This window comes from Ruegeria sp., from assembly GCF_965221235.1.
GTDB lineage: Bacteria > Pseudomonadota > Alphaproteobacteria > Rhodobacterales > Rhodobacteraceae > Ruegeria.
The window spans coordinates 2,039,064-2,063,132 of sequence record NZ_CBDCRS010000004.1; the positions used below are offsets into that span (position 1 = coordinate 2,039,064).

General features: G+C 59.7%; 24 protein-coding genes and 1 pseudogene. 13 read left to right on the forward strand and 12 right to left on the reverse strand.

The features are described 5' to 3' along the window. Window positions 1-24 precede the first annotated feature (24 nt). Both rlmN and ACOQOY_RS13360 read left to right on the forward strand, forming a co-directional pair. On the forward strand, window positions 25-1,212 hold the full coding sequence (gene rlmN, locus ACOQOY_RS13355) for a 23S rRNA (adenine(2503)-C(2))-methyltransferase RlmN (RefSeq protein ID WP_420585900.1): 1,188 nt from the start codon (window positions 25-27) through the stop codon (window positions 1,210-1,212). 233 nt (window positions 1,213-1,445) lie between these two features. Continuing rightward, a complete protein-coding gene (locus tag ACOQOY_RS13360; protein ID WP_420585901.1) occupies window positions 1,446-2,072 on the forward strand; it encodes a cytochrome P460 family protein in 627 nt (208 codons plus the stop codon). Here ACOQOY_RS13360 and ACOQOY_RS13365 read toward each other — a convergent pair whose 3' ends face one another. From ACOQOY_RS13365 to istA, 4 genes are all read right to left on the reverse strand, one after another. Then, a complete protein-coding gene (locus ACOQOY_RS13365; protein WP_420585902.1) occupies window positions 2,073-2,411 on the reverse strand; it encodes a hypothetical protein in 339 nt (112 codons plus the stop codon). Further along, window positions 2,408-3,325 (reverse strand): DnaJ C-terminal domain-containing protein, encoded by a 918-nt coding sequence (locus tag ACOQOY_RS13370; RefSeq protein WP_420585903.1) that lies wholly within the window; start codon window positions 3,323-3,325, stop codon window positions 2,408-2,410. The genes ACOQOY_RS13365 and ACOQOY_RS13370 overlap by 4 nt, the downstream gene beginning before the upstream one ends. A 297-nt stretch (window positions 3,326-3,622) precedes the next feature. Further along, window positions 3,623-4,426 carry an IS21-like element helper ATPase IstB gene (gene istB, locus ACOQOY_RS13375; protein WP_420583779.1) on the reverse strand — a complete coding sequence of 268 codons (804 nt, stop codon included), beginning with the start codon at window positions 4,424-4,426 and terminating at the stop codon, window positions 3,623-3,625. Continuing rightward, window positions 4,423-5,931, reverse strand: coding sequence for an IS21 family transposase (gene istA / locus ACOQOY_RS13380; protein WP_420583780.1), 1,509 nt, complete (start codon window positions 5,929-5,931; stop codon window positions 4,423-4,425). The genes istB and istA overlap by 4 nt, the downstream gene beginning before the upstream one ends. A 172-nt stretch (window positions 5,932-6,103) precedes the next feature. Here istA and ACOQOY_RS13385 point away from each other — a divergent pair, with 172 nt between their 5' ends. After that, the gene (locus tag ACOQOY_RS13385) at window positions 6,104-6,454 is read left to right on the forward strand and encodes a hypothetical protein (protein ID WP_420585904.1); all 351 of its coding nucleotides are present in this window, start codon (window positions 6,104-6,106) and stop codon (window positions 6,452-6,454) included. Here ACOQOY_RS13385 and ACOQOY_RS13390 read toward each other — a convergent pair whose 3' ends face one another. Both ACOQOY_RS13390 and ACOQOY_RS13395 read right to left on the reverse strand, forming a co-directional pair. Further along, window positions 6,455-7,552, reverse strand: a complete 1,098-nt coding sequence (locus tag ACOQOY_RS13390; RefSeq protein WP_420585905.1) for a cystathionine gamma-lyase — start codon at window positions 7,550-7,552, stop codon at window positions 6,455-6,457. It lies immediately after the preceding gene. 3 nt (window positions 7,553-7,555) lie between these two features. Then, window positions 7,556-8,398, reverse strand: a complete 843-nt coding sequence (locus ACOQOY_RS13395; protein ID WP_420585906.1) for an LOG family protein — start codon at window positions 8,396-8,398, stop codon at window positions 7,556-7,558. A 79-nt stretch (window positions 8,399-8,477) separates the two neighbouring features. Between ACOQOY_RS13395 and ACOQOY_RS13400 the strand changes: the two genes are divergently transcribed. Further along, window positions 8,478-9,395, forward strand: a complete 918-nt coding sequence (locus ACOQOY_RS13400) for a threonine/serine dehydratase (RefSeq protein ID WP_420585907.1) — start codon at window positions 8,478-8,480, stop codon at window positions 9,393-9,395. A gap of 107 nt (window positions 9,396-9,502) precedes the next feature. Then, complete coding sequence (gene dapD / locus ACOQOY_RS13405) at window positions 9,503-10,330, forward strand: 2,3,4,5-tetrahydropyridine-2,6-dicarboxylate N-succinyltransferase (protein WP_420585908.1); 828 nt, start codon at window positions 9,503-9,505, stop codon at window positions 10,328-10,330. 137 nt (window positions 10,331-10,467) lie between these two features. Here the strand turns inward: dapD and ACOQOY_RS13410 are convergent, their stop codons facing one another. Beyond that, window positions 10,468-10,932, reverse strand: coding sequence for a hypothetical protein (locus ACOQOY_RS13410; protein WP_420585909.1), 465 nt, complete (start codon window positions 10,930-10,932; stop codon window positions 10,468-10,470). A gap of 347 nt (window positions 10,933-11,279) precedes the next feature. Here ACOQOY_RS13410 and ACOQOY_RS13415 point away from each other — a divergent pair, with 347 nt between their 5' ends. Beyond that, window positions 11,280-11,624: a hypothetical protein gene (locus tag ACOQOY_RS13415; RefSeq protein ID WP_170447141.1), complete on the forward strand. Its 345-nt coding sequence runs from the start codon at window positions 11,280-11,282 to the stop codon at window positions 11,622-11,624. On the opposite strand, the gene ACOQOY_RS13420 is transcribed toward ACOQOY_RS13415, so the two are convergent. Next, window positions 11,621-12,679: a transporter substrate-binding domain-containing protein gene (locus ACOQOY_RS13420; RefSeq protein WP_420585910.1), complete on the reverse strand. Its 1,059-nt coding sequence runs from the start codon at window positions 12,677-12,679 to the stop codon at window positions 11,621-11,623. The genes ACOQOY_RS13415 and ACOQOY_RS13420 overlap by 4 nt on opposite strands. A 209-nt stretch (window positions 12,680-12,888) precedes the next feature. On the opposite strand from ACOQOY_RS13420, the gene dapE reads away from it, so the two are divergent. Genes dapE through rnr form a run of 3 tightly spaced genes read left to right on the forward strand, consistent with a single transcriptional unit; the run spans window position 12,889 to window position 16,913 of the window. Then, complete coding sequence (gene dapE, locus ACOQOY_RS13425) at window positions 12,889-14,028, forward strand: succinyl-diaminopimelate desuccinylase (RefSeq protein WP_420585911.1); 1,140 nt, start codon at window positions 12,889-12,891, stop codon at window positions 14,026-14,028. Window positions 14,029-14,031: 3 nt separating this feature from the next. Beyond that, window positions 14,032-14,607: a TIGR04282 family arsenosugar biosynthesis glycosyltransferase gene (locus ACOQOY_RS13430; RefSeq protein WP_420585912.1), complete on the forward strand. Its 576-nt coding sequence runs from the start codon at window positions 14,032-14,034 to the stop codon at window positions 14,605-14,607. 47 nt (window positions 14,608-14,654) lie between these two features. After that, on the forward strand, window positions 14,655-16,913 hold the full coding sequence (rnr, locus tag ACOQOY_RS13435) for a ribonuclease R (protein ID WP_420585913.1): 2,259 nt from the start codon (window positions 14,655-14,657) through the stop codon (window positions 16,911-16,913). Here the strand turns inward: rnr and ACOQOY_RS13440 are convergent. Both ACOQOY_RS13440 and ACOQOY_RS13445 read right to left on the reverse strand, forming a co-directional pair. Beyond that, window positions 16,904-17,290: a DUF1801 domain-containing protein gene (locus ACOQOY_RS13440; RefSeq protein WP_420585914.1), complete on the reverse strand. Its 387-nt coding sequence runs from the start codon at window positions 17,288-17,290 to the stop codon at window positions 16,904-16,906. The genes rnr and ACOQOY_RS13440 overlap by 10 nt on opposite strands. Continuing rightward, window positions 17,287-17,985 (reverse strand): glutathione S-transferase family protein, encoded by a 699-nt coding sequence (locus tag ACOQOY_RS13445; RefSeq protein WP_420585915.1) that lies wholly within the window; start codon window positions 17,983-17,985, stop codon window positions 17,287-17,289. The genes ACOQOY_RS13440 and ACOQOY_RS13445 overlap by 4 nt, the downstream gene beginning before the upstream one ends. A gap of 81 nt (window positions 17,986-18,066) precedes the next feature. Between ACOQOY_RS13445 and ACOQOY_RS13450 the strand changes: the two genes are divergently transcribed. The 3 genes from ACOQOY_RS13450 (at window position 18,067) to ACOQOY_RS13460 (ending at window position 20,549) form a co-directional block, all read left to right on the forward strand. Further along, window positions 18,067-18,780 carry a helix-turn-helix transcriptional regulator gene (locus ACOQOY_RS13450; RefSeq protein ID WP_420585916.1) on the forward strand — a complete coding sequence of 238 codons (714 nt, stop codon included), beginning with the start codon at window positions 18,067-18,069 and terminating at the stop codon, window positions 18,778-18,780. A gap of 63 nt (window positions 18,781-18,843) precedes the next feature. Continuing rightward, complete coding sequence (locus ACOQOY_RS13455) at window positions 18,844-20,142, forward strand: lytic murein transglycosylase (protein ID WP_420585917.1); 1,299 nt, start codon at window positions 18,844-18,846, stop codon at window positions 20,140-20,142. A gap of 152 nt (window positions 20,143-20,294) precedes the next feature. After that, on the forward strand, window positions 20,295-20,549 hold the full coding sequence (locus ACOQOY_RS13460) for a hypothetical protein (protein ID WP_420585918.1): 255 nt from the start codon (window positions 20,295-20,297) through the stop codon (window positions 20,547-20,549). Between the two features lie 117 nt (window positions 20,550-20,666). Here the strand turns inward: ACOQOY_RS13460 and ACOQOY_RS13465 are convergent, their stop codons facing one another. Both ACOQOY_RS13465 and ACOQOY_RS13470 read right to left on the reverse strand, forming a co-directional pair. Then, window positions 20,667-22,064: an aspartate aminotransferase family protein gene (locus ACOQOY_RS13465; RefSeq protein WP_420585919.1), complete on the reverse strand. Its 1,398-nt coding sequence runs from the start codon at window positions 22,062-22,064 to the stop codon at window positions 20,667-20,669. Between the two features lie 70 nt (window positions 22,065-22,134). Continuing rightward, the gene (locus tag ACOQOY_RS13470) at window positions 22,135-22,824 is read right to left on the reverse strand and encodes a GntR family transcriptional regulator (protein WP_420585920.1); all 690 of its coding nucleotides are present in this window, start codon (window positions 22,822-22,824) and stop codon (window positions 22,135-22,137) included. A gap of 140 nt (window positions 22,825-22,964) precedes the next feature. Between ACOQOY_RS13470 and ACOQOY_RS13475 the strand changes: the two are divergent. Beyond that, window positions 22,965-24,058, forward strand: a pseudogene (locus ACOQOY_RS13475) (polyamine ABC transporter substrate-binding protein). Window positions 24,059-24,069: the final 11 nt, after the last annotated feature.

The window sequence follows — 24,069 nt, forward strand, 5'->3', positions numbered from 1 at the left end:
GCCAGAATCCGTCGAGATAGCCCCATGTCGCCCAAAGCGCCGATCACTCAAGATGTCATGACCATCCCCCGCAAATTGCCCGAGGGGAAAATCAACCTCGTCGGTCTGACCCGCGATCAACTGCGTGACGCATTGATTAAAAATGGCACCCCGGAAAAGCAGGCCAAGATGCGGACCGGTCAGATCTGGCAATGGATTTACCAGTGGGGCGTGCGTGACTTTGCCGAGATGACCAATCTGGCGAAAGCCTACCGTGCGCAGCTGGCCGAAAGTTTCGTGATCGAAATCCCTGAGGTTGTGACCCGTCAGGTGTCCGAGGACGGTACCCGCAAATACCTGTGCCGGATCGCGGGCGGGCATGAGGTCGAGGTCGTTTATATCCCCGAAGAGGATCGCGGCACGCTGTGTATCTCGTCTCAGGTGGGTTGCACGCTGACCTGTTCTTTCTGCCACACTGGTACGCAGAAGCTGGTGCGTAACCTGACGGCTGCGGAAATCGTTGGTCAGGTCATGATGGCGCGTGACGATCTTGAGGAATGGCCGACCCCGGGCGCGCCCAAGGACGAAACCCGCCTGCTGTCGAACATCGTTCTGATGGGCATGGGCGAGCCGCTCTATAATTTTGACAATGTCCGCGATGCGATGAAGATTGCGATGGACCCCGAAGGGATTTCTCTATCGCGCCGCCGGATCACCCTGTCGACCTCGGGCGTGGTGCCTGAAATCGCGCGCACAGCCGAGGAGATCGGCTGCCTGCTGGCAATTTCTTTCCACGCGACAACCGACGAGACCCGCGACGTGCTGGTTCCGATCAACAAGCGCTGGAACATCGAAGAGCTGCTGGCTGCGCTGGCCAGCTATCCCAAAGCATCGAATTCCGAGCGGATCACCTTTGAATATGTGATGCTGGATGGCGTTAATGACAGTGACGAGGACGCGCACCGTCTGATCGACCATATCAAGCGCCATAACATCCCGGCCAAGATCAACCTGATCCCGTTCAACGAATGGCCCGGCGCACCGTATAAGCGCAGCTCGAACAACCGGATCCGGGCGTTCGCCAATATCATCTATCAGGCGGGCTATGCCTCGCCGATCCGCAAGACGCGGGGTGAGGATATCATGGCGGCCTGTGGTCAGTTGAAATCTGCCACCGAGCGCGCCCGCAAATCGCGCAAGCAGATCGAGGCTGAGGCCGGGTTGAAAACCTGAGGCACCTTACTGTCTCGATCTGGGTGACAATAAATTAATTTACGGCCCGCTGTTTTTTGCATGCGAAATTTGCTATATTTCGCGCACCGGGGCTGGAATGCGCATCTCACTCTTGCGCACAAAGCGGTGAAAGCCGCCTGACGGCTCTGGTGCGTTTGTTCAGGGCCGCTATCTTTTATCTGGCATGACGTGCGGCGTTCAGGCGAACCTAATCAATCAGGTGGGCCATCTATATGTTTTTACGGTTTCAACGACTGTTATCAAATTTCGTCTTAGTTTCAGCGCTTTCGGGCCTTGCCGCCACAAGCGCTGTGGCGCAGTCCAAGGGTGAAGATGCGCATATCGCTATCGAAAACCCTGCGGACTTGTCCAAGGAAGAGGCCTTGAAGATCTACAAATCCCTGCAACGCCGTATGGCGCGGGGCTATGACACGGCGCGGCTGGATGAGCTGTTGAATTATCAGAACTGGCCGCTGTTCAATGATGCGCCTTATATCTCGGCCACCCATGGCCAGCGCTTTGTCAACAGCTATGCCAACCGCATGGCGCATAATTACGGCACCATGCAAGAAGGTGATAAACTGCCTGTGGGCTCGGTGCTGGCCAAGGACAGCGTGACGGTTACGGATGAAGGCAACATCCATCCCGGCGCGTTGTTCGTGATGGAGAAGATGCCGGAAGGCACCCTTCCTGACACGGCGGACTGGCGCTATGTCATGATATTGCCGGACGGGTCTGTGTTTGGGGACACCACAGGGCATCGCGCCCGTGCGGTTGCCTATTGCCACGACTGCCACGAGGCGGTCGCGGATCGGGACTACACCTTTTTTGTGCCCGAAGAGTACATTGCCGGAAACTGATTACCCGCGTTTGAAACGCGCGGTTTCGATCACCTCGATCAGGGTCTGACGGACCGGCTCGGGCTGTGCCTCGACGGCATTGAGAACCTCACGCAGCTCTGCGCGCAGGCCGTGCATCTGGTCGATCAGCGAGATCATCATCGACAGGGCATCGGGCTCCATCTCGTATTGGTCATGCAGCTCGCAGGCCAGTTCCAGCCGCGCCACATCGAGGCTGTGATAGACAAGGCCCTGCTCGGTCTGCTCGGGGATCACGATCTCGGCGGCCAGATATTCGGTGAGCCGGGTCGAGGTCAGACGAGTGACGGTTGCGATCAGCTGTTCTTCGGTCAGGGTCATGATGGCATTCCTTTCCGCGGATCATAGCTGTGGTTCTCGCGCCAGCTCTCCATGAACTTCTTGAGGTCTTCGTCGATCTGGTCGGGCATCGTTACCGTCAGTTCGATCAGCTGGTCGCCGCGATCGGTTGAGCCGCGTTTCTTCACCCCCTTGCCCCGCAAGCGCAGGGTTTTGCCGCTGCTGGTGCCTGCCGGCACACTGACATTGACACCGCCGTCGATAGTCGGAGTGGGGATCTTACCGCCCAGAATGGCCTCATCAATCGTGATGGGCAGCGTGATGTGAATGTCGTCGCCCTGCCGATCAAAGACGGGGTGTTTCGCCACCGAGACCGTGACCAGAGCATCGCCCGGAGGTCCTTTTCCAAAACCCGGGTCGCCTTTGCCGCGCAGGCGGATGGTTTGGCCGTCGGTGATACCGGCTGGGATTTTGACCTCGATCCGGTCGCCGTCGGGCAGGGTCAGTTTCTGGCTGGCGCCGAAAACCGCGTCCAGAAAGCTGATTTGCAGGCTGTAGGCACGGTTGTGGCCGGGGGCATGAAATTCCTGGGTGCGCTGGCCATAACCGCCCCGGCCTCGCATAAACTCGGCGAAGATATCCGACATGTCCTCGGGGTCGGCCTGACGCCCGCGATAGGGGTTGCCAGCGGCCTCGGCGTAGTCGCGATAATATTGCTGCTGTGGGCGTTCCTGACCCGAGGCGTCAATCTCGCCCCGGTCGTACTGACCCCGCTTTTCCGGGTCTTTCAGCAGATCATATGCGGCTGCTGCGGCCTTGAACTTGGCCTCGGCCTCGGCGTCACCGGGCTTGAGGTCGGGGTGGCATTCCTTGGCGATGCGCCGATAGGCCTTTTTGATCTCGGCATCACTTGCATCTTTGGCGACACCAAGGGCGGAATAGGGATCGTCGCTCATCTCACCTCTCGCAGGTCGGTCTGAACAGGATGAGTTTTATCATGCGTTTTCAATGGTCCAAAAGGAAGAGGCTTTTGAAACCGCTCGTAAATCCCCGTAACTCTGTTAACATATGCATGTTTCGAACTGTTTTGACGGAGACCCCTATGACGCGCAGATTGAAGTCCATTCTGGCCCTGCTGGCGGGCAATGCTATCGGGTTTGTACGCCGTCAACCATTTTGTCCGGTAGCGACAACCTCGTTGTCCGGTTTTAGCCGCAGTTCATGACGTGTTTATGGTCTGGTTTGCTTCTCCTTCAGGTTTTGGCTTTTCCGGTGGATTTTTGTTTTGGCCGACGTTGATTTTCAGCTGAGCGTCGCCTGTAGCTTTCGAAGTTCATCTCGAGGATCGTGGCGTGATGAACCAACCTGTCGATGGCTGCGACGGTAACAGCTTGGTCGGGGAAGATTTTGCCCCATGCACTGAATGGCTGGTTGGCAGCGATCGCAAGGCTTCGGTTTTCATAGCGCCGTGCGATAAGTTCGAAGAGAACAGAGCTTTCGGCGTGGTCTTTCTGGGCATATGTGATGTCGTCCAGAATGACGAGATCGAATTTGTCGAGTTTGGCCAGTGCAGTTTCCAACACGAGATCTCGCCGGGCAGCCTGAAGTTTCTGTACCAGATCGGTTGTTCGCGTGTAGAGGACGCGATTCCCGGCTTCGATCAGAGCATGTCCTATGGCGCAAAGAATATGCGTCTTGCCCGCGCCGGAGTTTCCGATGGCGATCAGATTGGCGCCGGTTTCAACCCAGTCGCCTGCTGCGAGCGCCTCGATCCGGGCTTGTGACAGCTCAGGTACGGCTTTGAACTCGAATGTGGCCAGGGTTTTTCCGCCGGGCAGGCCCGATTGGCCCAGGTGGCGTCGAATGCGGCGTTCCTCGCGCTCAGCCAATTCGATCTCGGCTAGAGTGGCCAGCAACCTGGCTGCAGGCCAGTTCTCGGTATCGGCCTGTTGCGCGAAGCGCTCCCAGTGGTGCTGGAAGCTGGGCAGACGCAAAGCGGTGAACAGGGCGGGCAAGGCGTGCACATCGACAGTTTGTGGTTTGGACACCTGTGTCATGTGCGCACCTCCAGCAAGCGATCGAAGCTGGACAGATCCGTCAGTCTGACCTTTCGGTCTTCCGGCAATTCCGTGCGTGACCCAAGGAGTTGTTTCCGCAGGGTTTTGGCATCTGGCAATGCGCCATTTGCAAAGTCCCCGGCGATCAGCGCGGCCAGGTCTGCCTCGCAGTTCTCGCTATGGGCCAGCCAGAGCAGATCGACCATGCGTTTGCAAGCCTCTTTGCGGGGCAAAACCTCGGAGAGGCGGTTCCAGGCCTCAGCGTATTCGGACCTGGGGAAGAGATTGTCGCGATAGACGGAATTTGCCAAAGCCTGAGGCTTGCGACGCAGGGCATGGATGACATGCCGGTAATTGATGCTATGGATACGTTTACCGTCCTTGCGCCCGCGCATGCGGGGATGGGAGACCACATGCGTGGCCCCGAGATAGGCTTCGATCCGGTCGTCATAGACGTGAACGCGCAAGCGCTGGCCGATGAACTGCGAGGGCACGGAATAGAACACGCTGTGGACCAGGAAACCTCCGGTCCTGACAACACGCACGACAAGTTCGGTGAAGTCGGTGGTGCGCTGCGTGGGCAGCGGCTTGAGGTGTTGCAACTCGACTTTTATCTTGTCCTCACGGCGGCGGTTGCGGCGGGCGACAACTTCGTCGACAAACCGGCGCCAGGCATCGATGTCGGGAAAGTCCCGCGATCCCCGCAGGATCAGAGCCTGATCCAAAGCCACCTTGAGATGATTGTTGTGTGCTTCGATCGCGCCATTCTCATGGGCTTCGCCGGGATTATTGCGGCTCGCGACCATCCCATAGTGCCGACAGAACGCCTCATAACGTTCGGTGACATCCCTGGTCGCATCCTTGTCGAGATTGCGATACGCGGCCGACAGGCTGTCGGTTCTGCTCTCCTGCGGCACGCCCCCAAGTGTCCAGAGCGCATTCTGAAGGTTTTCAGCCAGTGCCGTGAAACTCTCCCCGCCCAGAACCGGCGCGGCATGCTCCCAGCCGCTGTAGGCGAGAACAAAGTGGAAAAGCCGATGAAGCAGCAAATGACCGGCGATTGTCACGCCGAGTTCAGTCGCATCGGTGAAGTCCGACAGTCCCATACGCCCTGGCTCCGGGGACTGGCGAAAGATCACGTCGCGCTCGGGGCCATGCAGGGCGCGCCACTCCCGAACCCGTCGTTCCAGCGTCCGCCGGACCCGATCATCGGGGAAGCCGTCAGGATCCAGCATCTGCAAATGACGGAGCAACGTCACAGCTTGCACGGAAGAATCCCGTTCGAGGAGCGGGATCAGGATAGGCTGCCACACAGCCTCCAAAGGATCAGGGACGGTGCGACCACGGACTGGTTTGCGCTGCGAAGGCAGTACCGGGTTTGCTTCAATCCTGCGCCCGGTGCGTTCGCTGAAACCGGCACGGGCTGCGGCAACACGTTGGTTATGAAAGGGTCGGTCGGACATGTACAATCTCATTTGCTGGTCGGTGACGGGTTTCCCCGGCATTCGGAACCTCCGTATTCACGTTCAGAGGTCTCCAACCTACCGGGCCACAGCGGCCAGCACCTACCCCGTACCCCTCCCAAAAGGGCCGATCCGGTGGCTCAAACCTCCAATCGGGCTCCGCCCTCATTCCGGTTCAAGCCACCGGCCAACTTGGCTGTCGGTGCCGGTCAACTTGGTTGTCGCTCATCACGGGTTGCTGCTTGCTGCGATATTGCTGCCGGAATTTGCAATCCGGCCGATCTCGTTCATCGTGGTGGTGATCGTCTTTACTTTGGTGCAGTGGATCGCCGAGCCGCTGATCATGAAGTTGGGTGAGAAAAGAGCGCCTGCGCTGAAGGGTGGGATCGCGTTGATCGTGACCTTTGTGGGCTTGCTGGTGACCGATCTGATCACCAATGGGCTGACCGTGGGCGGCATTTCCAACCTGCTGGCGGCAACCCTGTTGGTCTGGCTGGGCGCGCTGATCGCCAGCGTGGTGCTGCCGATCTACGTGTTCAAAGAACTGCGCGAGCCCAAGAAGTAATCACAGCGCGTTCAAGCTGGCCTCGATGGCCTGCCACAACTCCTCAACCGGTTCACAACCGACCGACAGGCGGATAAAGGCTGTGTCGACGTCGTCGCCCCAGCGCGCGCGGCGTTCCGCCGAGCTGTGGACGCCGCCGAAAGAGGTGGCAGGGCGCAGCATCGGGCAGGCGTTGATGAAGGTCTCGGCCTTCTCTTCGCTCTCAAGCGTGATCGACAGCAGGAACCCGAAGCGCGCGGTCTGGGCCTTGGCCAATGCGTGCGACGGGTCACCGGGCAGGCCGGGATAGCGCACCTGTTTCACCGCCGGATGATCCGCCAGACGTTCGGCCAGCACCTGCGCTGAGGCGCACATACGGTCGAAACGCACATCCAGTGTTTCAAGGCCGCGATGCAGCAGCCACGCCTCGTGCGGTCCGGGGATTGCGCCCGAGACGCGTCGCCATTCCTCGACACGCTCCATGATTTGTGCATTGCGGCTGGCGACGTGGCCCATTAGCAGGTCGGAATGTCCACCCATCGCCTTGGTGTCCGAGGCGACCACCACGTCGATCCCCATGTCCAGCGGGCGCTGGCCCAGCGGCGTCATGGTTGTGTTGTCAGCAATTGTGATGCCTCCTGCCGCGCGCACGGCAGAGGCGATGGCGGGCAGGTCCATCATGTCCAGACCGGGATTCGAAGGGCTTTCGACAAAGACAACGTCGAAGCCGTCGAACCCGCCCTCGGCAAAGGTGGTCGTCGGGCGTTCCGTGACTGAGACGCCCAGGCCCGACAGAAACCGGTCCGCCAGCAGTCGCGTTACGTAATAGCCGTCCGAGGGGATCAGGATGCGCGACCCGGACTTTACCGTGGCAAACAACGCTGCCGAGATCGCCCCCATGCCTGACGGGAAGATCAGACAGGGCGCATCCTCCAGATGGGACAGAACGTGTTCCAGATGCACCCAAGTTGGATTATCAACGCGCCCATAAGTGGCAAGCCCCTCTGTCACGCCGGGCAGGTGGTACATGCTGCTTTGGGTCAACGGCAGCGCCACTGGATCGCCGGCGTTCAGGGCATTGCCGCGCAGATGCAGCATCTCGCCGGGTCTGGGGGCCATGGCTCAGCGCCCCGGAATTTCGTTGCGGGGAGGGGCGGGTTCCCAATTCTCGATGATCTCGACCGCCTCTTGCGCGGTATCGACAAAGCGGAACAGGTCGAGGTCTTCGTCGGATATGGTGCCCGCATCAGCCAGCGCTTCCCAGTTGATGACCTTTTCCCAGAATTCACGCCCAAACAGCAGGAATGGAACGCGATCCATCCGGCCGGTCTGGATCAATGTCAGCGACTCGAACAGTTCATCCATGGTGCCGAAACCACCGGGGAAGATGGTGATGGCACGGGCGCGCATCAGGAAATGCATCTTGCGGATGGCGAAATAGTGGAAGTTGAAGCTGAGCTCTGGCGTCACGAAAAGGTTCGGCGCCTGTTCGTGCGGCAGCACAATGTTCAGGCCGATGGAACACCCGCCTGCATCCTGAGCGCCGCGGTTTCCGGCCTCCATCACACCGGGGCCACCGCCGGTGACGATGACGTTTTCACGGCATCCGGTTTCGTTCGACTTTTCCGTCATTAACCGGGCGAATTCACGCGCCTCATCGTAGTATTGCGAAAGGCTGGCCAGCGTTTCAGTACGGGCCGTGTGTTTCTGCGACGGTTCAGGGATACGCGCGCCACCGAACATGACGATGGTCGAGGTGATCTCACGCTCGGTCATGATCATCTCGGGCTTGAGCAATTCCAGCTGCAAACGCACCGGGCGCAGCTCATCCCGGCACAGGAAATCGTCGTCCGCAAAGGCAAGGCGATAAGCGGGTGAGCGTGTCTGCGGCGTGTCCGGCACCTCGCTCGCGGTCGAGCGGTCGGTCTGTGCGTCGCGGAATGGGCTCAGGCGGTCTTCTCTCATTGGTGATCTATCCCTGCTTGCGTGTTCCTCAAACAGCTATAGGGTTCGCGGGCAGAGCGCCAGTCACGGAAGAACAACAATGAATTGGAAGAACGAAATTTCAGCAGCCGCCGAGCGCATATCCGGATATGCGCAGGTGACGCCGGTGATGGAAAGTACGGCCTTGGGACTGGACTATCCGGTCGAGATGAAGCTGGAGCATTTACAGCATACCGGCAGCTTCAAGGCGCGTGGGGCCTTTAACACGCTGCTGAGTTCCGATGTGCCCGAAGCAGGAGTCGTGGCAGCATCCGGTGGCAATCATGGCGCCGCTGCGGCCTATGCGGCGCGGGCGCTGGGCTACCCGGCCAAGATCTTTGTGCCGGAAATCGCGGGGCCTTCCAAGATCGCCTTGATCAAGCAAACCGGCGCTGATCTGAGCGTTGTGTCCGGTGAGTACGCCAATGCCTTGATGGGCGCGCGGGCGCATGAAGAGGCGACCGGTGCGATGCAGATCCACGCCTATGACGCGCCCGCTACAGTGGCCGGGCAGGGAACCTGCTTTGCCGAGTGGGAGGCGCAGGGTTTGCAAGCCGACACGGTTTTGATTGCTGTGGGCGGTGGTGGTCTGATTGCGGGTGCTCTGGCTTGGTTGGATGGCGCGCGCAAGGTTGTGGCGGTCGAGCCCGAAACCTCTTGCGCGCTGAACGCGGCCTTGCAGGCGGGCGAGCCGCTAGATGTCTCTGTTTCGGGTATCGCTGCCAACGCGCTGGGCGCGCGGCGGATCGGGTCGATCTGTTTCGGGCTGGCGCAAGGGATGACTTCGGTTCTGGTGACGGATGAGGCCATTGCCGAGGCGCAGCAGCTGCTGTGGCAGGCCCATCGCATTCTGGTGGAACCGGCCGGTGCAACCGCGTTGGCTGCGCTGATCTCGGGGGCATATCAGCCCGCGCCAGGGGAAAGCGTGGCCGTGCTGATCTGTGGTGGAAACATCTCTCCTGACCCTCTGAGCGGCTGAGACCGCAGCAATCAGCCGCAAACCGCATGTTCTGCGTCGCATTGCGGTGAGTCCTTTGCTTGCTTATAGGCAACACCAACGTGAACAGATTCTGCAGGGAGCCGCAAATGTCCAACGCGCAACTGGAAGCCGCCATCGAAGCCGCTTGGGAAGCACGCGATACCATCACCCCCGCCACCACCGGCGAGACACGCGAGGCGATCGAAGACACGCTGAACGCATTGGACAGCGGTTCGCTGCGGGTTGCCGAGAAGCTGGACAGTGGCGATTGGCATGTAAACCAGTGGGCCAAAAAAGCGGTCCTGCTGGGCTTCCGCATCAAGGACATGGAAATCCAGACCGGCGGCCCCCAGGACGGCGGCTGGTGGGACAAGGTGGACAGCAAGTTCACCGGTTGGGGTGAGAACCAGTGGAAGGCTGCTGGTTTCCGTGCCGTGCCAAGCTGCGTTGTCCGCAAATCCGCCTATATTGCGCCCGGTGTGGTGCTGATGCCGTCTTTCGTGAACCTGGGCGCCTATGTCGACGAAGGCACCATGGTTGATACCTGGGCCACCGTGGGTTCTTGCGCTCAGATCGGCAAGAACGTGCACCTGTCGGGCGGTGTTGGTATCGGCGGCGTGCTGGAGCCGATGCAAGCAGGTCCCACCATCATCGAGGACAACTGCTTTATCGGCGCACGGTCCGAAGTGGTCGAGGGCTGTATCGTTCGCGAAGGTTCGGTTCTGGGTATGGGCGTCTTCATTGGCAAATCGACCAAGATCGTCGACCGTGAAACCGGTGAGGTCATGTATGGTGAGGTCCCACCTTATTCCGTTGTCGTCGCCGGTTCGATGCCGTCCAAAAACAACGTCAGCCTCTACTGTGCGGTGATCGTGAAGCGGGTGGATGAAAAGACCCGCTCGAAAACCGGCATCAACGAATTGCTGCGTGACTGACAGCTTAGACCAAATAAAAAGGCCCGAGTGCAACTCGGGCCTTTCCGTTTTTTTGGGGGCGGAGGGTACAGGGTCGGATTTCCGGGGAACTCCAACTCTGATCACTCTTCCCGGTCGAGGCTAATTGCCGAACCCGATTAGCGGTTTTCACCGCGGTGTTCGTCTTCGTCCTCTTCGGACTCAGTGACTTCGGCCTCTTCGCCTTCGCTTTCGCCGCCGCCTTCACTTTCGCCGCCGCCTTCGCTTTCGCCGCCGCCTTCACTTTCGCCGCCGCCTTCGCTTTCGCCGCCGCCCTCGCTTTCGCCGCCGCCTTCGCTTTCGCCGCCGCCTTCACTTTCGCCGCCGCCTTCGCTTTCGCCGCCGCCTTCGCTTTCGCCGCCGCCTTCGCTTTCGCCGCCGCCTTCGCTTTCGCCGCCGCCTTCGCTTTCGCCGCCGCCTTCGCTTTCGCCGCCGCCTTCGCTTTCACCACCGCCTTCACTTTCGCCGTGCTCATGCGCATATGCAGGGCTGGAAGACGCAATTGTCACAACAAACGCTGCTGGAGCTAAAGCCAGGGCAGACACGCTTGCTACGGTCGTCAGAAGTTTGGACAACGTGCTCATTGAACTTTCCTTTTCAAAAAATCTACCAATAGTTCGTGTAGTTTAGTTTTCGCCTTTTTCACCTCGTAACGGGTCGGATCGGCGATGCTGCCGTAAGCGGAAAGCCGCGCATTCGAGGCCGAAAAATCGGCGGTCTGCTGCCATTTTCAACCATGTGGATTCTTCGGAAAAAACGTGTCAATCCCTTGGCGATATATTTGTTAACTGCATGTGTCTATTTTGCACATGATTAAGGGGGCGATGTGTGTGGTTTTGATTCTGTTCCGCGGTACGTGACCCGAATCGACCACTGTCGGGTGTAGGTGAATGTGTTGACCGCATCCTGTTCGGCACGTAAGGCAGGCGGCATGGAAAAGCAAAAGAAACCGTCCCGTCAGCAAGTCTATACCCTGCTTGTACAAATCGGCCGCAAGGATGGCGATGGCCTGCCCGAAGGTGCGACCGGGGCGGCGCTGATGTGTTTTGCCAGCGGTGTGGATGAGGCCGAGGCCGTGCGCGAAACCGTGGCCATTCTGAAACAGGCTGATACCGCCCCTCTGGACGTCACGGGATACGGAACGTTGGCCGAGCGTGAGGCGCAAGGCCATGACATCGACCCGGACGAACGGGCGCTGATGCAGCGGGCTTTGGATGAAAACGCGGTTATCGTGGCGCAGATGACGCCGTTCTTTGGAGATGAGGAACAGGTTTAGTTCCGGACCCCGAACCACTTGCGGTAAATTTCGTCATAGGTGCCGTCTTCGCGCAGCGCCAGCAGCGCCTGATTGACGTCCTCGACCAGAGGCGAGCCGGTTGGGAAGGCGATCCCATAGCTTTCACGCAGGAAGACGCCGCCGGTCATGGTGGCGATCCGCCGTCCCTCATGCGCTGCATAATAGGCCAGGATCGGCGCGTCAAAGACCACAGCGTCCAGATCCTTGTCTTCGAACGCGGTCAGCATCTCATCCAGCCCGGAATAGCCGGTGAACTCAACCTCACGCCGGGTCAGGAAGTTCGCCGCGGTCGAGCCCGAGATTGTCCCGACCTGTTTGCCGTACAGATCATTGACCGAGTTCACGTTGCCGCTGATTGCATCCACCGTCATGACCGAGGTGATCCGCGCGGTAAAGACCGACACGATGAACAGCGAGGAAATCACCAGAACAACGCCCAGCAGGCGGCCAAACGGTGTGCGGGGCATGCGTTCTTCGAACCCGCCATTGACCACCAGATTCAGCGCCCACCAGAAGGATGGAAACCACGCCTCGTTCAGTTTGCGGTCGAAATAAGGTTGCGAGCGGCGTTCGAACGTCCACATCAACATGCCACCGCCCAACAGCAGGGCAAAGGCCAGCCCGATGGCGATGAACAACTCGCGCGACAGCAGCGCATGCAGCAGCGACGGCTGGCGCGCTGCCTCGGACGGGACCATAATTTGCAAGCCGGCCTCAAAGATCGGTTGGCTGAAATCCATCATCGTTTCACGAGATGCGGTGATCGAGATGTTGGCGATTGCCAGATCGGCCGAGCCGTTGGAAACCGCCTCAAGCATGTCGCCAAACCCTTCGACCCGATTGACCGAATAGTCCCAGTTCAGCGACTCGGCCAGGGCCTGAAGCAGGTCCATGGAAAACCCGGTCTGGGTCCCGTCTTCGACATAGGAAAACGGGGGGCGGGTCACTGTGGTGACATCAAGCGTCTGCGCCGAGCTTTGCTGTGCAAAAGCCATGAGCGTCAGGCAGAACAATGCGAAAAGGGCGCGTTTCATCGTCAATTTACCTGTTTCGCGCGGCTCTATCGCAATTGTGAACGGCGCGGCAAGGTGGTCGCTGGGTAAAGGCCGTTGTTTTATTGGCGTGTCAGGTCGATACATGCGGAAAAAAGCGTGTGCATTTGGGCGTCCGGGGGTTGGCAACCGGCGCAATTCGTTGAATCTGTGCGCGAACCTGCATGCATATGAACCTAAGAGGCTTAATCATGACTGATCCGGTACAGTTGACCGCCGAGCTGATCCGTTGCCCATCGGTCACACCCGAAGAAGGCGGCGCGCTGGTATTGCTGGAGAAGCTTCTGTCAGAGGCAGGGTTCGAATGTACCCGCGCAGACCGTGGCGGTGTCAGCAATCTGTTCGCGCGCTGGGGTGAAAAGGGTCATGCACGCAGCTTTGGCTTCAACGGTCACACGGATGTGGTGCCTGTCGGGGATGAGGCCGCCTGGACCAAGCCACCCTTTGGGGCAGAGATCCATGACGGGGTGATGTTTGGGCGCGGCACGACCGATATGAAATCCGGTGTTGCCGCTTTTGCTGCGGCGGCAGTGGACTTTGTGCGCGATACACCTCCGGACGGGGCGATCCTTCTGACGATCACTGGCGACGAAGAGGGCGACGCCGTCGACGGCACGACTGCGCTGCTGGACTACATGTCCAAGGCGGGTGAGAAGATGTCGGTTTGTTTGGTGGGGGAGCCGACCTGCCCCAACACCATGGGCGAGATGATGAAGATCGGGCGTCGCGGCTCGATGACGGCATGGTTCACCGTGACCGGGGTGCAAGGCCATTCGGCCTATCCGCATCGGGCCAAGAACCCTTTGCCCGCCATGGCGCGGCTGATGCACAACTTGGCCAGTCACGAGCTGGATCAGGGAACCGACCATTTCGATGCGTCGACATTAGCGGTTGTGAATATCGACACTGGCAACGCTGCAACCAATGTCATTCCTGCCCAAACCCGCGGGGCGGTGAACATCCGGTTCAATGATTTGCATTCCGGGGCCAGCCTCAGTGACTGGCTGCGGGCCGAGGCTTCGGCTGTGGCCGAGGCTTTTGACGTTGAAGTCGATATCAAGATCAAAATCTCAGGCGAAAGTTTCCTGACACCGCCCGGCCCCCTGTCCGACCTAGTGGCGCAGGCGGTTGAGGCCGAAACCGGCATCCGGCCTGAGATGTCGACCACCGGCGGCACCTCGGACGCGCGGTTCGTCAAGAACCACTGCCCGGTGGTCGAGTTCGGATTGGTCGGGCGCACCATGCACCAGGTGGACGAATGCGTAGAGGTGGCGCAGATCGACCAGCTCAAGGCGATCTATACGCGTATCCTGCGGGATTATTTTGCCTGATCCATGCAGCGCACCTTAGTCATCATGGTGAAAGAACCGCGCCCGGGCCGGGTCAAGACACGTCTGGGCCGGGATATCGGTATGGTCGGTGCGGCGTGGTGGTTTCGCCATCAGACCCGTTCGCTGATCCGGCGTCTGCGTGACCCGCGCTGGCAGATCGTGCTGGCGGTGTCTCCGGACCGAGAGGGGCTGACCAGCCGCATCTGGCCCGCGGATTTGCCGCGCGCGCCGCAGGCGCGCGGTGATCTGGGTGATCGTATGGGGCGGATGCTGCGTGGCATGCCGAAAGGCCCGGTTTGCCTGATCGGCGCGGATATTCCGGGGATCACACCTGGCCATATCGCGCGGGCGTTCGACGCTTTGGGTCAGGCGCAGATGGTGTTTGGCCCGGCACCGGATGGCGGCTACTGGCTGGTCGGCGCGCAGCGATACGGTGCTCTGCCGTCACACCTGTTCCGCGATGTGCGCTGGTCGACTGAAAACACCTTGGCTGACACTCTGGCCACGGTGCCGGGAATGCGCGTAGCACTGTTGGATCAGTTGCGTGATGTCGACACTGTGGCCGATCTGAACCCCTGATCCTTTTTGGTCATGACGCGGTCGCATCCCCGTGATACGCCGGAACTATGACTCGCATCCCCACCAAGCAGGAGGTCCTCGACTGGATCTCGGCGAACCCCACCCTGACCTCGAAACGCGATATCGCCAAGGCCTTTGGAATCAAGGGCGCGGACCGGATTGATCTCAAGCGTATCCTCAAGGAACTTGAGGCCGAAGGGCATCTTGAAAAGCGCAAGCGCAGCTATCGTGACCCGGATCGCCTGCCGCCGGTCAGCGTGTTGCAGGTGAGGGCTCCGAACGACGATGGCGACCTGTTCGCGCGCCCTCTGGAGTGGCATGGCGAAGGGGTGGAGCCGATCGTTCTGCTCATCACCCGCGCCAGCGACCCCGCGCTGGGCGAGGGCGACCGCATTCTGGCTCGCCTGACCGTAGTTCAGGAGGAAGACCACAATTACGAGGCGCGCCTGATCCGCCGCATCGGGACCAACCCGCGCAAGATCGTCGGTATCTTTCGCAAAGGGGCCGAGGGCGGGCGGATCGTGCCCATCGACAAAGCGAGTTCGTCCGAATGGTTGGTACCCGAGGGTGCCCTGCTGGGTGCCAAGGATGGGGAACTGGTCGAGGCTGAGCAAGCCGGACCCAAGAACCGAATGGGCCTGCCGCGCGCGCGGATTGTTGAACGCTTGGGTGATCCGACCGCCCCCAAGGCCGTTTCGCTGATAGCGATCCACCAGCATGGCATCCCGGACGATTTCCCCGACAAGGTGATTGCCGAGGCCGACAAGGCCAAACCGGTTGGTCTGAAAGGGCGCGAAGACCTGCGGGATATGCCGCTGCTGACCATCGACCCTTCGGATGCGCGGGACCACGACGATGCCTGTTATGCCCATGCCGATGACGACCCCAAGAACCCGGGCGGCCATGTGATCTGGGTCGCCATCGCCGATGTCGCCGCCTATGTGCAGCCCGGCACCGCGTTGGACCGAGAGGCGCGCAAGCGTGGCAATTCCAGCTATTTCCCCGACCGCGTGGTACCGATGCTGCCGGATCGCCTGTCGGGCGATCTGTGTTCCTTGCACGAAGGCGTCCCGCGCGCTTGTATCGCCGTGCGGATGCAGATCGACGCCGAGGGCAACAAAATCGGCCACCGCTTCGTGCGCGGCCTGATGCGTTCTGCCGCCTCGCTGCACTATGCCGAGGTGCAGGAGGCTATTGACGGCAATCCGAATGACCGTACCGGGCCATTGTTGGAGACAGTTCTACAGCCACTATACGCCGCCTATGCCGCGCTGAAAAAGGCGCGGTCTGTACGGCAGCCCTTGGAGCTGGATTTGCCGGAGCGCAAGATCGTCCTCAGCGATACAGGCGAAGTGACCAGCGTGGCGTTCCGCGACCGTCTGGACGCGCATAAGCTGATTGAGGAGTTCATGATCCTCGCAAACGTGGCCGCTGCTGAAACGTTGATCGCTAAGCGCCGCCCGCTGCTGTTCCGCGTCCATGAAGAACCCGCACCTGAAAAACTGGAGAGCCTGCGGGAAACCGCGCAGGCGGCAGGGTTGAACCTCGCCAAAGGGCAAGTGCTGCAAACCCGGCACCTGAACGCGCTGCTGAATGCCGCCGCGGGGACCGAGGATGCGGAGCTGATCAACCTGACGACCCTGCGCTCGATGGCGCAGGCTTATTACAACGCCGAGAATTTCGGCCATTTCGGGCTGGCGTTGCGAAACTATGCGCATTTCACCTCGCCCATCCGGCGCTATGCTGACCTGATCGTTCACAGAGCGCTGATCACGGCCCATGGCTGGGGCAAAGACGGGCTGACTGAGGATGAAATCGCGCGGCTGGATGAGACCGCCACCCATATCTCGGACACCGAGCGCCGCTCGATGATGGCCGAGCGGGACACAACCGACCGTTATCTGGCGGCGTATCTGAGTGAACGTGTAGGCAATGAATTTTCCGGTCGGATCAGCGGTATCGCCCGGTTCGGGGCCTTCGTGAAAATGGACGAAACCGGGGCCGATGGTTTGGTTCCCGTGCGCTCATTGGGGCGTGAGTTCTTCCACTTTGACCGCGAGGCAGGGACGTTGATGGGCTCGGATACCGGCCTGATGATCGCCATCGGCCAGCGCGTCACAGTCCGTCTGACCGAGGCCACGCCGGTGACGGGTGGTCTTGAACTAGAACTGTTGTCTATCGACGATCAGGCCCTGCCGCGGGGACGCGGGTCGAAAGGCCGACCGACGCGCCGCAAAGCGGTCAGCACCAAGCGAAAGAAGGACAAGATCAAGCGCAAGGTCGAACGCAAGCGCCGTCAGAGGTGATAAGTTAAGGCTCGTGCAATCAGCCAGCCGTGGCGGGTCGGGTCGATCTGGTCCGGCTCATCGAATAGCACGGCGCGATTGCCGTCGATCCGATCTTCGCCCGGAAAAGCCGACGTGAACTCACCCATCAATCGGCTTTGGCAATGCACGAACAGGGCAAAGCGGGCAGCCTTGTGCCCGCCCAGCCGGATCGTCGAGCCCTTTGGCGCCAGATAGGCGGGTTGTCCCCAGCGCAGCGCCTCTTGCAAAGGCGGGGCATCGGGCAGCGATCCGGCGGTTTCAAAGACCAGTTCCCGCAGTTTCAGAGCGCCCGCCCGCGTGGGTTCGGGATAGGCCGCAAAAACGGCCTGAATGGCGGGGTCGTTAAATGGTCTCATATCAAAGGGATCGCACTTTTTACCCGGTCAACATAGCTGTTGAGCAGAGTATCCTCTTTGATCCTGCGGGTCAGCGGGGTTTCAATCGGCGTTTCGCGCATGGCCGCCAGAACAGGGCCGACGCTCATATCAGCGGCAGTCGGGTGTTCGGCCAACAGAAACGGAGATTGCCAGAGGAAGGCCGAGATCGACTCGAGATCCCGTTCCAGACGGTCGGTGCGTTCGGCATCCGAAAATCGTGAAACCCCGATACCATCCATGCGTTTCATGACGGACCTGCGGATGGCAGCCGTGACCGGGCGGCGGATCAGGGAAGGGACGCCGGTAAAGAACATATCGCGCAGGATGGGCCACACCGCATCATTGCCCCAGCGGTCCAGAACAACGTGGTGATAGATATGCTCTTCGGCCATCCGGATCAGGGCGCGGGACTGAGCCTTTTGAACGTCGCTGAGGCCCGCGTCAAAATCGGCTCCCTGCGCCTCAAGCCACGCGCGGATCAGATCGCTGTCGGGCAAAAGGCGGTCAGGCGTGCGCAGGACTGGCAGCTTTTGATGCGGCATCTTGCTGGGGTCCAGCATGTCGGATCTTTGCCAGTTCTGGCCCGAATGTTGCAGCATATACGCGGTCTTGACGCAGAAGGGGCTGGCGCTGAAGGCACCAAAGGCGGCGGGGAAGGTTAATAAGGTCAGCATGAATGTCTCCGACTTAGGTCGACCAAGGGATACGCTGCCCTGATGACAGAAAATGTCATGAGTGATAGATAGCTTTCCATCATGTCCCGCACCGCCCGTCTGTTCCAGCTGATGCAGTCGCTCCGCTCTGGCCCGTCGCCGAAAACCTCGGGCGCGTTGGGGCAGGATCTGGGTGTGTCGGCGCGGACGATCCACCGTGACATCGACACGTTGCGCGGGCTTGGCGCGGTCATCGATGGTGAGGCCGGCTTTGGTTTTACTCTGATTGAGGATGCGACCTTGCCCCCGCTGGGCTTCACTGATGATGAGCTTGAAGCGCTGGTGCTTGGCCTGCGCGAGGTTCAGGCGATTGGTGATCCGGGCCTGTCAGAGGCAGCCGGAGCGGCATTGCACAAGTTGCAGGGGCGACTACCGCCACGGCAATCGCATCGCCTCAGCCACGCTGTGCTGACGGCAACCCGGTTCGACCGACCTGCAAGGCCGACCGTTGATGTCGCCGACCTGCGGCAGGCGGCCTGGGACGAACACGTGATCGCGTTCGACTACACCGATGCCAAGGGCGATGCCACGCACCGCAAGGTCAAACCCCTGAGCATTGTTTATATGGACCGCGCCAGCGTCTTGTTGTCCTGGTGCCTGCTGAGGCAGGATTTCCGTGTTTTCCGTCTGGACCGGATGCACAGCATGCGCGTCTGCGACGAGAGTTTTCGCCCGAACAGGGTGCCTTTGCTGCGCGACGCACTGGCCCGCATTCGCGCCGAGCGGGAAGCAAAATCCCGCGAGGACGAAAGCTGAGTGTTTTGTAAAATTCCGGTTTTGCGCTATCCTTTGACCTGAGCAGAAAACAGGAAAATCGGAATGCGAAAATGCGTAAGCGGCGCGATGACCGTTGCATTGTGGGCATCCATTGTGCAGGCACAAACCCCCGACACAGAGGATGGGCAACACTCCCTTCAACTGGCCTCAGCCGATATGACCATATCACTCCGGCCCGTGCTAAGGCCGGTCACTAAGGAGTTTCGGGTGTCAGCCGAAGGACATGCAAGGTTTCAGGCTTGGTTGGGCGCGTTCCGGGGTCGGGCGATGCAGAAAGGCATCTCAGCGGCAACGCTGGATCGGGCTTTGGCCGGACTGACCTATGACAAGCGGGTGATTGAGCGCGATCGCAATCAAGCCGAGTTCTCAAAACCGATCTGGGAGTATCTGGACGCTGCGGTCTCAGACCGGCGCGTGTCAAACGGGCGCGCAGGTTTGCAGCAGCATCATGCGTCACTTGCCCGGATCGAAGCGCAATACGGCGTTGAAAAAGAGGTTGTGACGGCGATCTGGGGGCTTGAGACGTCTTTCGGGTCATTCCGGGGCAGCGACCAAACTATTCGCTCGTTGGCAACGCTGGCCTTTGATGCGCGGCGGGCGCAGTTTTTTGAAACCCAGTTGATCGCCGCGTTGCAGATCGTTCAGGCCGGGGATGTCAGCCCTGATCACATGATCGGCAGCTGGGCCGGAGCAATGGGGCATACCCAATTCATGCCGACCTCGTATCTGGATCACGCGGTGGATTTCGACGGTGACGGTCGGCGCGATATCTGGTCCGAAGACCCCACTGACGCGCTGGCCTCTGCCGCCGCCTATCTGGCGCGCCACGGCTGGACCAAAGGGCAGCCCTGGGGTGTCGAGGTGCGCCTGCCCGAAGGGTTCGACTATGCCACCGCCAAGCGGGATTTCACCCTGATGCCGTCAGACTGGGCCGCGCGTGGCGTGGTCGGGCGGGACGGAAAACCGGTCCCGGATCACGGGCAGGCGGCCATCCTGCTACCCGCCGGAGGGCAGGGCGTGGCGCTAATGATCTTCGACAATTTCGGCGTGATCGAGAAATACAACGGCGCCGATGCCTACGTGATCGGTATAGGCCACCTGTCCGACCGGCTTGCCGGGCGTTCCCCGTTTCAGGCTGAATGGCCCCGAGGGGACCGGATACTGAGTTTCACCGAGAAGAAAGAGCTGCAAACTCGTCTGACCGAGGCCGGGTTCGACACGCAGGGCATCGACGGGCGCACCGGTCCGAATACGACCGAAGCAGTGCGCGCCTATCAATTGGCGCAAGGATTGGTGCCGGATGGATATGCGAGCTTGATGCTGTTGGAACGGCTGCGGTAAAGGCATGAGTGGAGTTTGAAAACTCAACTCAGCATTCGTGCATTCGCCATGAAAAGTTGGTCGAGACAGCCAATCTCATGTGAGTTGCTGCCACTGCTATTGCTCGGGCTCTGATCGCTCCCAAGTGTGCCTCACAGTGATGAGGCCGCCATATGATTGATGATGAACCAGAGTCAGCGCAGTACTACGATGAGCGCAACATTTGGACCGTGGACCCGACATCCGCGGACAAAGAGGTTTATGGTGTTTTCGCGGCCGACGTCGTTAGACTTGTGCAGCTCTTGGACGAAAACGAACCCCTGATGTCGCGGGATGTATACGCAAGATTTTTTGCTTCGCTGTTGGCTTCGTCCAGAATGATGGGAGAGTACGAAGACAGCTGGAACGAGGGTTATCAAGCTCCGTAGGGTGAGAAATGATGCCATCCTTGGCTTTCGCCATAACTGCTCGGCACTGAGGCGTCTGCAGAAAAAAAGGGGCTTTTGCAAGCCCCCTCCTTTTTTTGAAGTTCTGTTCGCGCCGTTTTAAGAAGCGGCTTTCATCAGCCCCTGCGCTTTGATCTCGGCCTGCGCCTCGTCCAGTGATTTGTGGATCCGCACGAACATCTCGTCGATCTCCGCAGGGGTCAGGATCAGCGGCGGAGAGATGATCATTCGATCACCGACATGGCGCATGATCAGGTTGTTGGCAAAGCAGCGGTCGCGGCAGAGATAACCAACTGTGCCGGGCTCTGAGGCGAACTTGGCGCGGCTGGCTTTGTCCGGGGTCAGCGCGATTGAGGCCATCATGCCAACGATCTTGGCCTCACCCACCAGCGGGTGATCGGTCAGTGCTTCCCATTTCTCTTTCAGATAAGGGGCGGCAACGTCGCGGACGTGGTCGACGATCTTTTCTTCTTCGAGAATGCGCAGGTTTTCCAGCGCTACTGCGGCGGCGACAGGGTGGCCGGAGTAGGTGTAGCCGTGATTGAACTCGGTCCCGCCGATCACCTCGGCGATCTCATCGTTCACGATCGAGCCGCCAATGGGCGCATAGCCCGAGCTGAGGCCTTTGGCGATGGTCATGATATGCGGCTTGATCCCGACGGTCTGTGATCCGAACCAGTTTCCGGTGCGGCCGAAACCGCAGATGACTTCGTCCGCGATCAGCAGGATTTCGTACTTGTCGCAGATGCGTTGGATTTCCGGCCAATAGGTGTCCGGTGCAACGATCACACCGCCTGCACCCTGCACAGGCTCAGCGATAAAGGCGGCGACGCGGTCTTCGCCCAGTTCCAGAATCGCCTCTTCCAATTCGCGCGCACGGGCGAGGCCGAACTCTTCGGGTGACATGTTGCCGCCCTCGGCCCACCAGTTCGGTTGATTGATATGGTGGATGTTCGGGATCGGAATGCCGCCCTGCGCGTGCATCCCCGCCATGCCGCCCAGCGAGGCCGAACCGACGGAGGACCCGTGATAGGCGTTGTGGCGGCTGATGATGATGTTCTTGTCTGGCTGACCTTTCTCGGCCCAGTAGGTGCGCACCAAACGGATGTTGGTGTCATTGGCCTCGGACCCGCCACCTGCAAAGAACACGTGGTTCAGATCACCCGGCGCGAGTTCGGCCAGCTTTGCCGCCAGCGCGATGGCAGGCACGTGGGTGGTCTTGAAGAACGTGTTGTAATAGGGCAGTTCGCGCATCTGACGGGCGGCTGCATCGGTCAGCTCGTCGCGGCCATAGCCGATATTCACGCACCACAGGCCGGCCATGGCATCCAGAATCTGTTCGCCTTCGCTGTCGGTCAGGTAGACGCCCTTGGCGCGGGTGATGACCCGTGCGCCTTCTTTGCCAAGAGAGCCATTGGCCGAAAACGGGTGCATGTGATGGGCAGCATCCAGCGCCTGCAATTCGGCGGTGGGCATGTGATTGGTGATGGTAGACATCCGGGAAACTCCTGCGCAAAGCGGTTGCGGATTACAATATGATCAAATTTTTTCCTGTCAATCGAATCGCTCAGCGTTCACTTGCACCGAGCGCCTCGGCCATCAGCTCCATACCCTGTTCGATGTCTTGCGCGGTGGCCTTCGCCACCTTTTCCGCATCACCGGCGCGCAGGGCAGTGACGATGTCCTTATGCCGGTCCGGTAGGCTCTGAGTGCCAAAGCGCCCGCATACGACGCGCAAAGACGGGCCGAATCGCAACCACAGGCGTTCAGCCAGATCACGCAAAATCGGCGCGTCCGCGAAAGAGTACAGAGTTTCGTGAAACCTGTGGTTCAGATGCAGGTAGCCGCTGACGTCGCCGTCACCAATCATCCGGTCCAGTCGCTTGTCGATATCTTCGAGATGGTCGATATCCGCGTTGGTCATGTTGGACGTCGCGCGCCGGGAAAGCTCTGATTCTATTGATATTCGCGCGAAAATCATCTGCTCGACATCAGCGCCTGACAACAACGGAACGCTCACCCTGCGGTTGCCCTGAAACACCAGCGCCCCGTCCGAGATCAGGCGGCGGATCGCCTCGCGCACCGGGGTCATGCCGACGCCTAGCGAATCAGTCAGACCCTGTATCGTAACGGGCTGCCCGGGGACCAGATCGCCATACATGATCTGTGATTTAAGGATCTGGTAGACCTGTTCATGCGCTGGCTGTTTATCTGGCTCGGCCTTGTCGTAAGGTGCCTTATTTTTGATCAAATCCAATTGGTTTGCCTTGTTTCAGGTGATGTTGACTTGCCAGGTATCTGACCTCGTGGAACCATACTCGGGATCGGGGGGAAACGCAAAACTTGATCAAATCCAAAAAAACGTGAAAATACCCGTACACTTGCAGGGAGAGAAAAATGTCAATCAAAACGCTGACACTGACAGCGGTCATCGCATTGGGGACTTCGGCGGCTTTCGCCGAAGAGGTGCGAGTCTACAACTGGTCCGACTATATCGACGAGGATCTGCTTACCAAATTCGAGGAAGAAACCGGCCTGACGCTGATTTACGACGTGTTCGACAGCAATGAGGTTCTGGAAACCAAGATGCTGGCCGGTGGTTCGGGATATGACGTGGTGGTGCCGTCCGGTACGTTCCTTCAACGTCAGATCCAGGCCGGCGCGTTTCAGCAACTGGACGCCGCCAAACTGTCCAACGCTGGCAACTTGTGGGATGTGATTCAGGATCGCACCGCCGGTTATGACCCGGACAACGCGTATTCGATCAACTAATCAACTACATGTGGGGCACGACCGGCATCGGCGTGAATGTGGACAAGGTCAAAGAAGCCTTGGGCGACGACGTGGCGCTGAACAGCATGGACCTGGTCCTGAAGCCCGAGAACATGGAGAAGCTGGCCTCGTGCGGGGTGCATTTCCTGGACGCACCAGCTGAAATGATTCCGATGGCTTTGCAGTACATCGGTGAAGATCCCGACAGCCACGATCCGGATGTCATCAAAAAAGTCGAGGATCTACTGACCAGCGTTCGCCCGCATATCCAGAAGTTCCACAGCTCGGAATACATCAATGCGCTGGCCAACGGTGATATCTGTGTGGCTGTGGGTTGGTCAGGTGACATTCTGCAAGCCCGGGATCGTGCCGCCGAAGCCGACAACGGCGTGAATATCGAATACCACCCCTTCGCCGAAGGGTCGTTGATGTGGTTCGATCAGATGGCGATTCCGGCGGATGCTCCGAACCCGGAAGGCGCACACAAGTTCCTGAACTTCATTCTGGACGCCAACAACATGGCGGCGGCGTCGAACTACGTCTACTACGCCAATGGCAACAAAGCCTCGCAGGAGTTCCTTGAGGAAGACGTGATCGGTGATCCGGCGATCTATCCGGATGATGCGACCATGCAAAACCTCTACATCACGACGCCCTACCCGTCCAAGACGCAGCGGGTCGTGACGCGCATGTGGACCAAGATCAAATCGGGCACCTGATCTGATGTATC

Bases quoted from the DNA above. Each gene is read 5' to 3' on its own strand.
- rlmN (WP_420585900.1), top strand. From the start codon at position 25: ATGTCGCCCAAAGCGCCGATCACTCAAGATGTCATGACCATCCCCCGC.
- ACOQOY_RS13360 (WP_420585901.1), top strand. From the start codon at position 1,446: ATGTTTTTACGGTTTCAACGACTGTTATCAAATTTCGTCTTAGTTTCA.
- ACOQOY_RS13365 (WP_420585902.1), bottom strand. From the start codon at position 2,411: ATGACCCTGACCGAAGAACAGCTGATCGCAACCGTCACTCGTCTGACC.
- ACOQOY_RS13370 (WP_420585903.1), bottom strand. From the start codon at position 3,325: ATGAGCGACGATCCCTATTCCGCCCTTGGTGTCGCCAAAGATGCAAGT.
- istB (WP_420583779.1), bottom strand. From the start codon at position 4,426: ATGACACAGGTGTCCAAACCACAAACTGTCGATGTGCACGCCTTGCCC.
- istA (WP_420583780.1), bottom strand. From the start codon at position 5,931: ATGCCGGGGAAACCCGTCACCGACCAGCAAATGAGATTGTACATGTCC.
- ACOQOY_RS13390 (WP_420585905.1), bottom strand. From the start codon at position 7,552: ATGGCCCCCAGACCCGGCGAGATGCTGCATCTGCGCGGCAATGCCCTG.
- ACOQOY_RS13395 (WP_420585906.1), bottom strand. From the start codon at position 8,398: ATGAGAGAAGACCGCCTGAGCCCATTCCGCGACGCACAGACCGACCGC.
- ACOQOY_RS13400 (WP_420585907.1), top strand. From the start codon at position 8,478: ATGAATTGGAAGAACGAAATTTCAGCAGCCGCCGAGCGCATATCCGGA.
- dapD (WP_420585908.1), top strand. From the start codon at position 9,503: ATGTCCAACGCGCAACTGGAAGCCGCCATCGAAGCCGCTTGGGAAGCA.
- ACOQOY_RS13410 (WP_420585909.1), bottom strand. From the start codon at position 10,932: ATGAGCACGTTGTCCAAACTTCTGACGACCGTAGCAAGCGTGTCTGCC.
- ACOQOY_RS13415 (WP_170447141.1), top strand. From the start codon at position 11,280: ATGGAAAAGCAAAAGAAACCGTCCCGTCAGCAAGTCTATACCCTGCTT.
- ACOQOY_RS13420 (WP_420585910.1), bottom strand. From the start codon at position 12,679: ATGAAACGCGCCCTTTTCGCATTGTTCTGCCTGACGCTCATGGCTTTT.
- dapE (WP_420585911.1), top strand. From the start codon at position 12,889: ATGACTGATCCGGTACAGTTGACCGCCGAGCTGATCCGTTGCCCATCG.
- ACOQOY_RS13430 (WP_420585912.1), top strand. From the start codon at position 14,032: ATGCAGCGCACCTTAGTCATCATGGTGAAAGAACCGCGCCCGGGCCGG.
- rnr (WP_420585913.1), top strand. From the start codon at position 14,655: ATGACTCGCATCCCCACCAAGCAGGAGGTCCTCGACTGGATCTCGGCG.
- ACOQOY_RS13440 (WP_420585914.1), bottom strand. From the start codon at position 17,290: ATGAGACCATTTAACGACCCCGCCATTCAGGCCGTTTTTGCGGCCTAT.
- ACOQOY_RS13445 (WP_420585915.1), bottom strand. From the start codon at position 17,985: ATGCTGACCTTATTAACCTTCCCCGCCGCCTTTGGTGCCTTCAGCGCC.
- ACOQOY_RS13450 (WP_420585916.1), top strand. From the start codon at position 18,067: ATGTCCCGCACCGCCCGTCTGTTCCAGCTGATGCAGTCGCTCCGCTCT.
- ACOQOY_RS13455 (WP_420585917.1), top strand. From the start codon at position 18,844: ATGCGAAAATGCGTAAGCGGCGCGATGACCGTTGCATTGTGGGCATCC.
- ACOQOY_RS13460 (WP_420585918.1), top strand. From the start codon at position 20,295: ATGATTGATGATGAACCAGAGTCAGCGCAGTACTACGATGAGCGCAAC.
- ACOQOY_RS13465 (WP_420585919.1), bottom strand. From the start codon at position 22,064: ATGTCTACCATCACCAATCACATGCCCACCGCCGAATTGCAGGCGCTG.